We start from the raw sequence: 13,470 nt of genomic DNA, 5'->3' as shown, positions 1-13,470 counted from the left end.
CGACTTTCGACGGCTTGTGCGCTATAGGGGTGCTGTGTATCTTGAGCAACCTTTTGGCCGCTCGAAGACGCCGAAACCGATACTGAGATTGGCCCCACGAGGCGAATCCGAAGACTTCAAAACAATTCTTGAGGAGCACATCGATGCGCGTGATTCTGCTGGGGGCGCCCGGTGCCGGCAAAGGTACCCAGGCTGGTTTCATCACCAAGAAATTCTCCATCCCGCAAATCTCCACCGGCGACATGCTGCGTGCCGCCGTGAAGGCCGGTACCGAGCTGGGCCTGAAGGCCAAGAGCGTGATGGATGCAGGTGGCCTGGTGTCCGACGACCTGATCATCAACCTGGTCAAGGAACGCATTGCCCAGCCCGATTGCGCCAACGGCTTCCTGTTCGATGGCTTCCCGCGCACCATTCCCCAGGCCGAGGCCATGAAGGAAGCAGGCGTGAGCATCGACCACGTGGTCGAGATCGCCGTCGATGACGAGGAGATCGTCCAGCGCATCGCCGGTCGCCGTGTGCACGAGGCCAGTGGCCGCGTCTACCACGTCGTCTACAACCCGCCTAAGGTCGCGGGCAAGGACGACGTCACCGGTGAAGAGCTGGTGCAGCGCAAAGACGACACCGAGGAGACCGTGCGTCATCGCCTCTCCGTGTACCACTCCCAGACCAAGCCGCTGGTGGACTTCTACCAGAAGCTGTCGGCCGCCGAAGGCACGCCGAAGTACAGCGCCGTCGCCGGCGTGGGCAGCGTCGACGAGATCACCGCCAAGGTGTTCGCCGCCCTGTCCTGATCCCTCGCGATCATCCCGACCAACGGCCCGCTTGCGGGCCGTTGGCGTTTATAATGCGCGCCTTTTTTCGCTCACCTGGATGCCCCGATGACCACCCTGCTGGCCCTGGATACCGCCACCGAAGCCTGTTCCGTCGCCCTCCTGCATGAAGGGCGCGTGCTCAGCCATTACGAGGTGATTCCCCGGCAGCACGCCCAGCGCCTGCTGCCCATGATCCAGGACCTGCTGGGCGAGGCCGGGGTCGCCCTGTCCGCCGTGGACGCCATCGCCTTCGGCCGTGGCCCGGGTGCCTTCACCGGGGTGCGCATCGCCATCGGCGTGGTCCAGGGGCTGGCATTCGCCCTCGAGCGCCCGGTACTGCCGGTTTCCAACCTCGCGGTGCTGGCCCAGCGTGCCCACCGGGAGCAGGGCGTGACCCAGGTGGCCGCCGCCATCGACGCGCGCATGGACGAGGTCTACTGGGGCTGCTACCGCCTGGAAGCCGGCGAGATGCGCCTGGCCGGTGTCGAGGCGGTCCTGCCGCCGGAGCAGGTGGCGCTGCCCCGCGATGCAGCGGGCGACTGGTTCGGTGCCGGCACCGGCTGGGGCACCTACGGCGAGCGCCTGGCGGTGCCGACCCAGGGGCGCGACGCGGCCCTGCTGCCCCACGCCCAGGACCTGCTCGCCCTGGCCGGCTTTGCCTGGGCCCGTGGCGAGGCCGTCGCGGCCGACGCGGCGCAGCCGGTGTACCTGCGTGACAACGTGGCCACCCCCAAGGCGCCGGTCTGAGGGGAAACATCGGCGGTCGCCATAGGCGACGGCCGGTATGGCCGGACGTCCGTGCCGATTGAAAATCACCCGGCGCCCGGCTAGATTCCACTCCGTTCACGCCCGCCTTTAGGGACAGCAGAAGCTCGCAATGCGCATCGACGGTTTCACCTCCTCCATCTCGCTGGACCGCAGCCCTCGCCAGGGCAGCGCGACCAATGCTTTCCGCGAGGTGCAGCGCGAGGTCGAAGCGCGCCGTGATACGCCGTCCAGCCCCGGCAATACCCAGGGTTTCGAACAGGTCGCCCAGCCCCGCAAGGTGGAGGCGGGCAATGCCAGCAGCAATTCCCTGCCGGCCCGTCCCCAGGATCTGCAGCAACCCGCCGCGCGCAACCTCAGCAACCGGGCCTACCAGGCCATCGCCAGCTACAGCTCCACGGCCAGCTTCGCCTCCGAAGCCGACGCGCCGGAAGTCCTCGGACTCGACCTCTACGCCTGATGCTGCCGTACTTCCTCGGCTGCCCGTCCTGGAACGAGCCAGCCTGGCGCGGTTCCCTCTACCCCGACGACGTCCGCCCGGCGGAAACCCTGGAGCACTACGCCCGGGTGTTCAACGCCGTCGAGGGCAACACCACCTTCTATGCCCGTCCCGCGCCCGCCACCCTGCAGCAATGGGCCGAGCGGATGCCGGAGGGCTTCCGCTTCTGCGCCAAGCTGCCCCGGGACATCAGCCACGAAGGCGACCTGCGGGACAAGGTCGAGGCCACCCAGGCCTTCCTGCACCTGCTCGAACCGCTCGGTGGGCGGGTCGCGCCGCTCTGGCTGCAACTGCCGGCCAGCTTCGGGCCACAGCGACTCGGCGAGCTGGCGGACTGGCTCGATACCTTCTCCCACCGCGCCGTGGCGGTGGAGGTGCGCAACAACGCTTTCTTCGCCCGGGGCGAGGAGGAGAAGGCCCTGAACCGCCTGCTCCATGAGCGTGGTGTGGAGCGCATCTGCCTGGATTCCCGGGCCTTGTTCGCCTGTGAGTCCGACGACCCGGCCGTTCGCCACGCGCAATCGAAGAAGCCACGTGTACCGGTGCGCCCGGCGGCGTTCAGCCGCGCCCCGCAGGTGCGCTTCATCGGCGGCCCTGACCTCGACGCCAACCAGGTGTGGCTGGAGCCCTGGCTGGACAAGGTGGCCGGCTGGATCGAGGAGGGCTTCACGCCCTACGTGTTCCTGCACACCCCCGACAACCACCTGGCCGCCGCCCAGGCCAGGCGCTTCCACGACGGCCTGATGGGACGCCTGCCGGGCCTGCCCGCCCTGGTCGAGCCCGAGGTGGCCCCGGCAGCGGAACAGTTCGAGCTGCTCTGATCCCCGGGCACTGTATCTGTCCGCTCCCGTTCCCCTGGGGTAAGGTCGGGCCTCCCCGCCTTCGATGGAGCGACCCCCCATGACTGACCAGAGCCAACGCGCCCGAGACTTCGCCGCCCTGCACCAGGGGCCGGACCTGCTGGTCCTGCCCAACCCCTGGGATGCCGGTTCCGCCCGCATGCTGGCGCACCTGGGCTTCAAGGCCCTGGCCACCACCAGCGCCGGCCTGGCGTTTTCCCTTGGGCGGCGGGATGCGGAAGGGGCGGTGAGCCGCGAAGAGGCCCTGGCCAATGCCCGCGCCATCGTCGAGGCCACGCCGTTGCCGGTGGCGGCCGACCTGGAGAACGGCTACGGCGACAGCCCCGAAGCCTGCGCCGAGACCCTGCGACTGGCAGCGGAAGCCGGCCTGGTCGGTGGCTCCATCGAAGACGCCAGCGGCCGGCCGGACGCGCCCATCTACGATGCCGGGCTGGCCCTGGAGCGCATCCAGGCGGCCGTCGAGGCCGCGCGGGCGCTGCCGTTCCCCTTCACCCTCGCTGCACGGGCGGAGAACTTCCTGCATGGCCGGCCGGACCTGGACGACACCCTGCGCCGCCTGGTGGCCTATGCCGAGGCCGGCGCCGATGTGCTCTACGCCCCCGGCCTGACCACCCGCGAACAGATCGCCGAGGTGGTGGCCGCCGTCGCCCCCAAGCCGGTCAATATCCTGGTGGGCTCGCCGGCGCTGGCGTTGACCCTCGACGAACTGGCCGCACTGGGCGTGCGTCGGGTCAGCCTGGGGTCCAACCTGGCGCGGGTGGCCTACGGCGCGTTCTTCGAGGCGGCGCGCCAGCTCCATGGGCATGACCTGTCCGCGGCCCAGCAAGCGATGCCGTTCGACCGGATCAACGCGCTGTTTCCTGCCCGATGAGTCGACGCGGGCGGGTGCTGGGCGGGGGCCTCGTCCTGGCGCTGGTGCTGCTGCCGCTGGCGGTGAGGCAGGGCTGGATCGAGGTGCCCCCGCGCTGGAACCCCTGGGCCCCGCTGGACGTGCGTGAGCCGCCGAACCTGCTGACCTCCTTCAAGCTGATGCGCCTGCAGGCCGACCCCCAGCTCTGCAAGCAGGCCCTGGACAGCGCGGGGATACGCTACCAGGCGGTGCCCGACAGCGTGCCGGCGCCGGGCTGCCCGGTGGACAACGCGGTGCGTGTGAGCGCATCCGGCGTGCGCTTCAGCAGCAGCTTCCTGGCCACCTGCGAAGTGGCGGTGGGCTGGGCGCTGTTCGAGCGGCATGGCCTGCAGCCGGCGGCCCGCGAGGTGTTCGGCCAGCCGGTGGCGCGGGTGGAGCACCTGGGCAGCTTCGCCTGCCGCAACATCGGCACCAGCCAGCGCCGCAGCCAGCACGCCTACGCCAATGCCCTGGACATCGCCGGCTTCCAGCTGGCCGATGGTCGGCGCATCAGCGTAGCCCGCGACTGGAGCGGCCAGGGCGATGCCGCACGCTTCCTGCACCGGGCGCACCAGGCCGCCTGCGACACCTTCCACGTCACCCTGGGGCCGGATTACAACGCGGCCCACCGCGATCACTTCCACCTCGACATGGGGCTGTTCCGCCAGTGCCGCTGACCCCGGGCAGCCGGCTCTGGCAAAATGCCGCCCATTCGATTCGGTGGAACCCCTGATGAACGACGAGCAGCAAACGGCCCGGGTAAGGGTCGAGGCCCTGGTGCCTCACCTGGAGGCCGAGGCTCGGGCTTGGGCCGAGCGCCTGGGCCTGCCCCTGGACGGCGAAGCGGGCTTCGCCCTGCAGCTGGGCGACGACGGCCTGCAACTGGTGGAGCTGGGGTCGGGCGCGCCCGGCCCGGTACGGGTGGATTTCGTCGAAGGGGCTGCGGCGCATCGGCGCCAGTTCGGCGGCGGGGCAGGGCAGATGATCGCCAAGGCGGTGGGCATCCAGCCCGGTATTCGGCCTCGGGTACTGGACGCCACGGCGGGGCTCGGGCGCGATGGCTTCGTGCTCGCCAGCCTGGGCTGCGAAGTGCACCTGATCGAGCGCCAGCCGCTGGTGGCGGCCCTGCTGGAAGATGGCCTGGCTCGCGCTGCACGCGATCTTGACGTGGCCCCCATCGCCGCCCGCCTGCACCTGCTGACCGGCAATGCGATCACCCGCATGGCCGAGTGGACGGACGAGCCGCCCCAGGTGATCTACCTCGACCCGATGTTCCCGCACCGGGACAAGAGCGCCCTGGTGAAGAAGGAGATGCGCCTGTTCCGTCCCCTGGTGGGGGATGACCTGGACGCCCCGGCCCTGCTGGCTGCCGCCCTGGAGCTGGCTAGCCACCGGGTGGTGGTGAAGCGCCCCCGCAAGGCGCCGATCATCGACGGGCCGAAGCCGAGCTACGCCCTGGAAGGCAAATCCAGCCGCTACGACATCTACCCGAAGAAAGCCCTCGCCAAGGGCTGAGTGCGAGGTGCTCATGGACGACACGCTGCGTTGCCCCATCCGCCGCACCCTGGCGCGCCTGCCCTGGGTCGATGACCAGCGTGCCGGTGCGCGGCACTGGCTGGCGCTGCAGCGTGACCCGCTGGCCTGGTTGGCGCAGGTGCACGCCGAGCAGCCCGACATGGCCGTCTCGCGCATGGGCCTGAACCGGGTGTGGTGCCTGTTCCACCCCGAGGCCGTGCACCAGGCGCTGGTCGAGCACCGTGCCCTGTTGCGGCGCTGGGAGCCGAGCCTGTGCATGATGCGCCAGTGGAACGGGCGCAGCTTCATGATGCGCGAGGGGCCACCCGCCCAGGCCCAGCGCAAGGCCGTTCGCCCGCACATTGCCGCGCCGCAGCCGCTGGAGATCCTGCAACTGGCCGAGCGCTGGGGGCAGGGGCTGGAAGACGGTGGCGAAGTCGATCTCGACCTGCAGATGGCGGCCTACAGCGCCACGCTCACCGGCCACGCACTGTTCGGCACGGACCTGCGCGACCAGGCCTTCGACATCGCCCGGGCGGTGCGCCTGCTCTCGCGGGTGGCGTTGCTGGAGACCAGCACGGGCATTCCCCTCGGGCACTGGTTCCCCAGCAAGCTCTGCCCGCGCAAGCGCTGGGCCCTGGGGCGTCTGCAGGCGGTGGTCGCCGGTATCGCCGAGCAGTCGCCGCGCCCGCTGGCGGCACAGCGCGACGAACTGGCGACCCTGCTCATGGCCGGTCACCAGTCCACCGGGGTGACCCTGACCTGGACGCTGCTGATGCTGGCCCGGCACCCCGAGGTGCTGGCGGCATTGCGGCAGGAGCTGGCTGGCGTCGACTGGTCACGCATCGAGGGCGTGGCGGACCTGCGGGGTTGCCCGCTGCTGCGGGCGGTGATCCAGGAGAGCCTGCGCCTGTACCCGCCGGCCTACGGCCTGGTGCCGCGGCAATTGACGGCCGACACCGAGGTGTTCGGGCAGACGCTGCGGAAGGGCGACATCCTCATGCTGTCCAGCTGGATCACCCACCGCGATCCGCGCTGGTTCGACGAGCCGCTGGCCTTCCGGCCGCAACGTTTCCTGGAGCCGGCCACCTGGCCGAAAGGCGCGTACTTCCCCTTCGGCCTGGGCGACCGGGCCTGCCCCGGCACGGCCATGGCGATGCTCGATGTGGCGGTATCCCTGGCCTGGTGGGTCACCCACTGGGACGTGGAGCCGCTCGGGGCGATCGAGCCCCAGGGCTGGTTCTCCCTGAGGCCCCGCCGCGCACGGGTGCGCCTGCACCGGCGCTGAGCGCCGGGCGCGCTCCTCAGGCCTCGGCCCGGTAGGCCTTGAGGAACAGCTCCACCACTTCCTGCACGTGCTGCTCGGCGCCTGGCCCTTCCAGCGCGGTGCAGCAGCCAATCAGCAGACGGAAGTTGTGCCCGCCCTTGATCAGGCAGAAGAAGTGCTCGGCGGCGTTCAACGGCTTGTCGATGCGCAGCTTGCCGGCGTCGTTGGCGCGGGCCAGCAGGCGCTCCATCTCGTTGAGGATGCGTTGTGGGCCGGCGTCGAAGAACAGCCGCGAGAGCTTCGGGTCCTGCGCGCCCAGCGCCACCATCAGGCGGTGCAGCTCGATGGATTCGCGGCTGTTGATCAGCGCATGGAAGCCCCGGCCGATGTTCAGCAGCACGCTCTCGATGGTGCCGTCGTGGGGCAGCTGGAACAGCAGCTCCGGCAATTGCTCCTCGCACTTGGCCTTCACGGCGGCGGAGAACAGCGTCTCCTTGTCGGTGAAGTGGCTGTAGACCGTGAGCTTGGAGACCCCGGCTTCCGCGGCGATAGCGTCCATACTGCTGCCGTCGTAGCCCTTGCTGAGGAACAGCGATTTCGCCGCCTCAAGGATCGCTGCGCGTTTCGCCGGATCCTTCGGGCGCCCCGGGCCGCTGCTCTGCAAAGAATTGTCTGACATTTTCTCGTTAATACTGGACTGGTGAGTTCGCTATTTTTACTATACCGGGCAGTATAAATATTCAAAAAACCGTACGTCGCGAAAGGTCATTCACCATGCACCGCCATGCTCTGTCCCTCGCTCTGCCCGTGTCGCTGTCCCTTCTCCTTGGTGCCTGTGGCAATGGTGAAAGCGCGCAGCCTACCATCCGCCCGGCCATGGTGGTGCAACCTCAACCCGCGGCGGACGCCGTGGACACCTACGCCGGCGAGGTGCGCGCCCGCTACGAGCCGGACCTGGCCTTCCGCATCGGCGGCAAGATCACCCGCCGTCTGGTGGAGGTGGGGGACCGGGTGAAGAAGGACCAGCCCCTGGCCGAGCTGGACCCCCAGGACGTACGCCTGCAACTGGAGGCGACCCGTGCCCAGGTCGCGGCCGCCGAAGCCAACCTGCAACTGGTGCGTGCCGAGCGTGACCGCTACCGCACCCTGCTGGAGCGCAAGCTCATCAGCCAGTCGCAGTTCGACAACGTCGAGAACCAGTACCGCGCCGGCGAGGCGCGCCTCAAGCAGATCAAGGCCGAGTACAACGTCGCCAGCAACCAGGCGGACTACGCCGTGCTGCGCGCCTCCCAGGATGGAGTGATCGCCTCCCGCCGTGCCGAGGTGGGCCAGGTGGTGGCCGCCGGGCAGACGGTCTTCAGCCTGGCCGCCGACGGCGAGCGCGAAGTGCTGATCAGCCTGCCCGAGCACGCCATCGACCGCTTCAAGGTGGACCAGCCGGTGGCCGTGGAGCTGTGGTCCCAGCCGGGCCGGCAGCTGCCGGCGCGCATCCGTGAACTGGCGCCGGCTGCGGACCAGCAGTCGCGGACCTTCGCCGCGCGGGTCGCCTTCACCGCCGGCCAGGTGCCGGCGGAGCTGGGCCAGAGCGCGCGCGTCTACGTCAAGGGCGTGGGAGCGGAGACCCTCTCGGTGCCGCTGTCGGCGCTGACGGCCGAGGCCGGCACCCCGTTCGTCTGGGTGGTCGATCCTGCCACCTCCACCCTGGTGCGGCGCGCCGTTCAGGTCGGTCCCTATGGCGAGGACCGGGTGCCGGTGCTGGACGGGCTGAAGGCCCAGGACTGGGTCGTCGCAGCCGGCGTCCAGGTGCTGCGCGAGGGGCAGGAAGTCCGCCCCGTGGACCGCGCCAACCGCGCGGTGAAGCTGGTGGCCAAGGAGTAAGGCACGGTGAACTTCAACCTTTCCGCCTGGGCGCTGAAGAACCGCCAGATCGTCCTCTACGTCATGTTGCTCCTGGGTATCGTCGGTGCCCTGTCGTACTCCAAGCTGGGGCAGAGCGAAGACCCGCCCTTCACCTTCAAGGCCATGGTGATCCGCACCAATTGGCCCGGCGCCAGCGCCGAAGAGGTCTCCCGCCAGGTCACCGAGCGCATCGAGAAGAAGCTCATGGAAACCGGCGAGTACGACCGCATCGTGTCGTTCTCTCGGCCGGGTGAATCCCAGGTCACCTTCCTGGCACGGGACTCGATGCACTCCAACGAGATTCCCGAGCTCTGGTACCAGGTTCGCAAGAAGATCAACGACATCCGCTACACCCTGCCCCAGGGCATCCAGGGTCCGTTCTTCAACGATGAGTTCGGCACCACCTTCGGCAACATCTACGCCCTCACTGGCGAGGGTTTCGACTACGCCGTGCTCAAGGACTACGCCGACCGCATCCAGCTGCAACTGCAGCGGGTGAAGGACGTGGGCAAGGTCGAGCTGATCGGCCTGCAGGACGAGAAGATCTGGATCGAGCTCTCCAATACCAAGGCCGCGACCCTCGGCCTGCCGCTGGCCGCCGTGCAGCAGGCGCTGGAAGAGCAGAACGCCGTGGCGGCCGCCGGCTTCTTCGAGACACCCACCGACCGCGTGCAACTGCGGGTGAGCGGACGCTTCGATTCGGTGAAGGAGATCCGCGACTTCCCCATCCGCGTGGGGGACCGCACCTTCCGCATCGGTGACGTGGCCGAAGTGCGCCGGGGCTTCAACGACCCGCCGGCGCCGCGCATGCGCTTCATGGGCGAGAACGCCATTGGCCTCGCGGTCTCGATGAAAGCCGGGGGCGACATCCTGGTCCTCGGCCAGGCCCTGGAGGGCGAGTTCGCCCGCCTGCAGGAAACCCTCCCGGCCGGCATGCAGCTGCGCAAGGTGTCCGACCAGCCGGCGGCGGTGAAGACCGGCGTGGGCGAGTTCGTCCGCGTGCTCACCGAGGCGCTGATCATCGTGCTGCTGGTGAGCTTCTTCTCCCTCGGCCTGCGCACCGGCCTGGTGGTGGCGCTGTCCATCCCGCTGGTGCTGGCGATGACCTTCGCCGCGATGCACTACTTCGGCATCGGCCTGCACAAGATTTCCCTCGGCGCGCTGGTGCTGGCCCTGGGCCTGCTGGTGGACGACGCGATCATCGCGGTGGAGATGATGGCCATCAAGATGGAGCAGGGCTACGACCGCCTCAAGGCGGCCAGCTTCGCCTGGACCAGCACCGCCTTCCCCATGCTCACCGGCACCCTGATCACCGCCGCCGGCTTCCTGCCCATCGCCACCGCCCAGTCCGGCACCGGCGAGTACACCCGCTCGATCTTCCAGGTGGTGACCATCGCCCTGCTGGTGTCCTGGATCGCCGCCGTGATGTTCGTGCCCTACCTGGGGGATCGGCTGCTGCCCGACCTGGCCAAGCGCCACGCCGAGAAGCACGGCGGCGACGGCGCCCACGACCCCTACGCCACGCCCTTCTACCAGCGCGTGCGGCGGGTGGTGGAGTGGTGCGTACGCCGGCGCAAGACGGTCATCGTGCTGACCCTGGTGGCGTTCGTCGCCTCCATCGCCTTGTTCCGTTTCGTGCCCCAGCAGTTCTTCCCCGCCTCCGGGCGCCTGGAGCTGATGGTGGACCTCAAGCTGGGTGAGGGCGCGTCCCTGCTCAACACCGAAGCCGAGGCCGCGCGCCTGGAGGCGCTGCTCAAGGACCACCCCGGCATCGACAACTACGTGGCCTACGTGGGCACCGGATCGCCGCGCTTCTACCTGCCCCTCGACCAGCAGTTGCCGGCGGCGAGCTTTGCCCAGTTCGTGGTGCTGGCCAAGACCATCGAGGACCGCGAGGCGGTACGCAGCTGGCTGATCCAGGTGCTCAACGACGAGTTCCCGGCGGTGCGCACCCGCGTGTCCCGCCTGGAGAACGGCCCGCCGGTGGGGTACCCGGTGCAGTTCCGCGTGTCCGGCGAGCACATCGACGAGGTCCGCGCCCTGGCCCGTAAGGTGGCCGACAAGGTGCGCGAGAACCCCCACGTGGTGAACGTGCACCTGGACTGGGAGGAGCCGAGCAAGGTGGTGCGGCTGAACATCGACCAGGACCGCGCCCGTGCCCTGGGCGTGAGCACCGCCGACCTGTCGCGCTTCCTGCAGAGTTCCCTCAGCGGCAGCACCGTCAGCCAGTACCGCGAGGACAACGAGCTGATCGACATCCTCCTGCGCGGCACCCCGCGCGAGCGCGAGGAACTGGCCCTGCTGCCGAGCCTGGCGGTGCCCACCGACAGCGGCCGCAGCGTGCCGCTGTCCCAGGTGGCGACCCTGGAATACGGCTTCGAGGAAGGCATCATCTGGCACCGCAACCGCCTGCCGACGGTCACCGTGCGCGCCGACATCTACGACAAGTCGCTGCCGGCCAGCCTGGTGACGCAGATCCAGCCGACCCTCGACCCGATCCGCGCCGAGCTGCCCAGCGGCTACCTGCTGGAGGTGGGCGGCACGGTGGAGGACTCCGCGCGCGGGCAGAAGTCGGTCAACGCCGGTGTGCCGCTGTTCATCGTGGTGGTGTTGACGCTGCTGATGTTGCAGCTCAAGAGCTTCTCGCGCTCGGCCATGGTGTTCCTCACCGCGCCCCTGGGGCTGATCGGCGTGACCCTGTTCCTCCTGGTGTTCCGCCAGCCGTTCGGCTTCGTGGCGATGCTCGGCACCATCGCCCTGTCGGGGATGATCATGCGCAACTCGGTGATCCTCGTGGACCAGATCGAGCAGGACATCAGCGCCGGCCTGGACCGCTGGCACGCCATCATCGAGGCCACGGTGCGGCGCTTCCGGCCCATCGTGCTCACCGCCCTGGCGGCGGTGCTGGCAATGATCCCGCTGTCGCGCAGCGTGTTCTTCGGCCCCATGGCGGTGGCCATCATGGGCGGCCTGATCGTCGCCACGGCGCTGACCCTGCTGTTCCTGCCGGCGCTCTACGCGGCCTGGTTCAGGGTCAAGGAAGTGCCCCGGGCCTGACGGCAACGCCATCCGCATGGGCTACCCAACCTACGGTTCTGACGGGCCGTAGGTTGGGCTGAGGTATGAAGCCCAACGTTGCGATGCCCGCCTCGGCACTGCGCGTTGGGCCTCGTGGTGCTCGGCGCCAGCCTGCTTACTGATACATCCCATCCAGCAGCGACGCGAAATTGCGCTCCACCACCGGGCGCTTGAGCTTCTGCGTCGGCGTCAGTTCGCCCTGCTCCTGGCTGAGCAGGCGCGGCAGCAGGGCCCAGGTCTTGATCCGCTCTACTTGCGACAGCTCGGCGTTGATCGTGTCGATATGGCCTTGCAGCTCCGCCAGCAGCGCCGGTGCCTGCCGCCAGGCTTCGGCATCGCCCGCCAGCCCCTGGCGTTTCGCCCAGATGGCCAGGCTTTGCGGCTCCAGGGCGAGCAGGGCACTGAGGTGCTTGCGGCGGTCGCCATGCACCAGCGCCTGCTCCACCAGCGGGTGTTGCTTGAGGCGCGTCTCGATGGGCGCTGGGGCGATGTTCTTGCCGCCGGCGGTGATGATCAGTTCCTTCTTGCGACCGGTCAGCCAGAGGTAGCCGGTGGCGTCCATCCGCCCCAGGTCGCCGCTGCGCAGCCAGCCATCGAGGGTGAAGGTTTCGGCGGTCTTCTCCGGTTGCTGGAAGTAGCCCTGGAACACCTGGGGGCCGCGCACCAGCACCTCGCCGTCGTCGGCGATGCGCACCTCCACGCCGGGCAGTGGCCGGCCCACCGAGCCGGCTTTGCTCGGGCCGCCTTCGTTGCTGGTGAGAAAGGCGGTGGATTCGGACATCCCCCAGCCCTCGTACAGAGGCAGGCCGAGGGCGGCGAAGAAGTTCACCAGCTCGGCGTCCAGCGGTGCGCCACCGCTGACCAGCGCGCGGACGCGCGAGCCGAACAGGCGCTGACGCAGGCCGTCGAGCACCAGGCGCCGGGCCAGTTGCAGGCGCAGCCCGCCGCGCTGGCGTATGCCGGTGCGCAGGGCCCAGTCGAGCACGCGGCGCTTGTTGGCTGGCAGGGCTTCACGTTGGGCCATGACGGCGGCATGCAGCTTCTCGAAGAGTCTAGGCACGCTGCCGAAGAAGTCCGGTTGCACCTCGGCGATGGCCCGGGGCACGTCGTTGATGTCCGGCACGTAGGCGGCCTGGGCGCCACACCAGAGGCGCTGGTAGTGACCGATCACCCGCTCGCCGACATGGGCCATGGGCAGGAAGGCGAGACCGGTGTAGCAAGGGGGCGGCAGCTGGTAGGCGGCGATGGCGGCCAGCAGGTTGCCGTGGCTGAGCATGGCCGCCTTGGGCTCGCCGGTGGTGCCGGAGGTGAACACCAGATTGGCCAGGGCCTGGCGGTCGAGGGCCTGCCAGCGCGGGCTGACCTGCTCGGCGCTCACCCCGTCACCTTCGGCGGCGAAGGCGTCCAGGCCCGTCGCGGCGCCGTCCTCCTCGGTGTCGATGGCCACCACGCGCAAGCCTGGCAGCGAGACGCCATGGGCCTGCTCCAGGCGCTCGACGAACAGCAGCCGGCAATCCGCACGCTGCAGCTGCTGGGCCGCCTGCGCCGGGGTGAGGCTCGGGTAGAGGCCGGCGCTGACGGCGCCGACCATCAGCACGGCGAAGTCCAGCAGGCTCCATTCCAGGCGGGTGCGGCACCAGATCGCCACGCGGTCGCCGGGTTCGACACCTGCGGCGACCAGGGCTCTGGCCAGGGTCTCGCTGCGGCGGGCCACTTCGCCCCAGTCGAGGCTGCGCCAGGTGCCGCCCGCACGCACCTGGGCGGCTGGCCAGTCGGGCGTGCGCTCGGCGCGCCAGGCGAGGAGGGCGGGGATGCTGGGGAGATCGGTCGGCGGTTGCTGCGTCGTCATCGAACACCTCCTGTACTCGGGCTGGACGGGCGGGGAC

The 13,470-nt window shown here is 69.4% G+C and carries 12 protein-coding genes; 10 read left to right on the top strand and 2 right to left on the bottom strand.

Features of this window, described 5'->3' with window-relative positions; genetic code table 11:
* The first annotated feature begins 143 nt into the window (after positions 1-143).
* From adk to FBY21_RS13200, 8 genes are all read left to right on the top strand, one after another.
* Positions 144-791, top strand: a complete 648-nt coding sequence (gene adk, locus FBY21_RS13235; RefSeq protein WP_107330362.1) for an adenylate kinase — start codon at positions 144-146, stop codon at positions 789-791.
* Positions 792-878: 87 nt separating this feature from the next.
* Entirely contained in the window at positions 879-1,559 is a 681-nt protein-coding gene (gene tsaB / locus FBY21_RS13230; protein WP_044413175.1) for a tRNA (adenosine(37)-N6)-threonylcarbamoyltransferase complex dimerization subunit type 1 TsaB, read from the top strand.
* Positions 1,560-1,689: 130 nt separating this feature from the next.
* On the top strand, positions 1,690-2,037 hold the full coding sequence (locus FBY21_RS13225; RefSeq protein WP_142011558.1) for a hypothetical protein: 348 nt from the start codon (positions 1,690-1,692) through the stop codon (positions 2,035-2,037).
* Positions 2,037-2,897, top strand: coding sequence for a DUF72 domain-containing protein (locus FBY21_RS13220; protein ID WP_142011556.1), 861 nt, complete (start codon positions 2,037-2,039; stop codon positions 2,895-2,897). The genes FBY21_RS13225 and FBY21_RS13220 overlap by 1 nt, the downstream gene beginning before the upstream one ends.
* 79 nt (positions 2,898-2,976) lie before the next feature.
* Complete coding sequence (locus FBY21_RS13215) at positions 2,977-3,807, top strand: isocitrate lyase/phosphoenolpyruvate mutase family protein (protein WP_142011554.1); 831 nt, start codon at positions 2,977-2,979, stop codon at positions 3,805-3,807.
* Positions 3,804-4,502, top strand: a complete 699-nt coding sequence (locus FBY21_RS13210) for an extensin family protein (RefSeq protein ID WP_142011552.1) — start codon at positions 3,804-3,806, stop codon at positions 4,500-4,502. Before FBY21_RS13215 ends, FBY21_RS13210 begins: the two co-directional genes overlap by 4 nt.
* Positions 4,503-4,557: 55 nt before the next feature.
* A complete protein-coding gene (locus FBY21_RS13205) occupies positions 4,558-5,340 on the top strand; it encodes a class I SAM-dependent methyltransferase (RefSeq protein WP_142011550.1) in 783 nt (260 codons plus the stop codon).
* A gap of 13 nt (positions 5,341-5,353) precedes the next feature.
* A complete protein-coding gene (locus FBY21_RS13200; protein ID WP_142011548.1) occupies positions 5,354-6,628 on the top strand; it encodes a cytochrome P450 in 1,275 nt (424 codons plus the stop codon).
* Positions 6,629-6,644: 16 nt separating this feature from the next.
* Here FBY21_RS13200 and FBY21_RS13195 read toward each other — a convergent pair whose 3' ends face one another.
* Positions 6,645-7,286: a TetR/AcrR family transcriptional regulator gene (locus FBY21_RS13195; RefSeq protein WP_044413195.1), complete on the bottom strand. Its 642-nt coding sequence runs from the start codon at positions 7,284-7,286 to the stop codon at positions 6,645-6,647.
* Positions 7,287-7,381: 95 nt separating this feature from the next.
* Between FBY21_RS13195 and FBY21_RS13190 the strand changes: the two genes are divergently transcribed.
* Together FBY21_RS13190 and FBY21_RS13185 are read left to right on the top strand one after the other, a co-directional pair.
* The gene (locus FBY21_RS13190; protein ID WP_142011546.1) at positions 7,382-8,485 is read left to right on the top strand and encodes an efflux RND transporter periplasmic adaptor subunit; all 1,104 of its coding nucleotides are present in this window, start codon (positions 7,382-7,384) and stop codon (positions 8,483-8,485) included.
* Between the two features lie 6 nt (positions 8,486-8,491).
* A complete protein-coding gene (locus tag FBY21_RS13185; protein WP_142011543.1) occupies positions 8,492-11,563 on the top strand; it encodes an efflux RND transporter permease subunit in 3,072 nt (1,023 codons plus the stop codon).
* Positions 11,564-11,699: 136 nt separating this feature from the next.
* Here the strand turns inward: FBY21_RS13185 and FBY21_RS13180 are convergent, their stop codons facing one another.
* The gene (locus tag FBY21_RS13180; protein WP_142011541.1) at positions 11,700-13,433 is read right to left on the bottom strand and encodes an AMP-dependent synthetase/ligase; all 1,734 of its coding nucleotides are present in this window, start codon (positions 13,431-13,433) and stop codon (positions 11,700-11,702) included.
* Positions 13,434-13,470 lie beyond the last annotated feature (37 nt).

This window comes from Pseudomonas sp. SLBN-26 (genome assembly GCF_006715895.1).
In the GTDB taxonomy this organism is placed as follows: domain Bacteria; phylum Pseudomonadota; class Gammaproteobacteria; order Pseudomonadales; family Pseudomonadaceae; genus Metapseudomonas; species Metapseudomonas otitidis.
The sequence above is the reverse complement of the archived record's forward strand: the minus strand, read 5'-3'. Positions and strand labels throughout refer to the sequence as shown.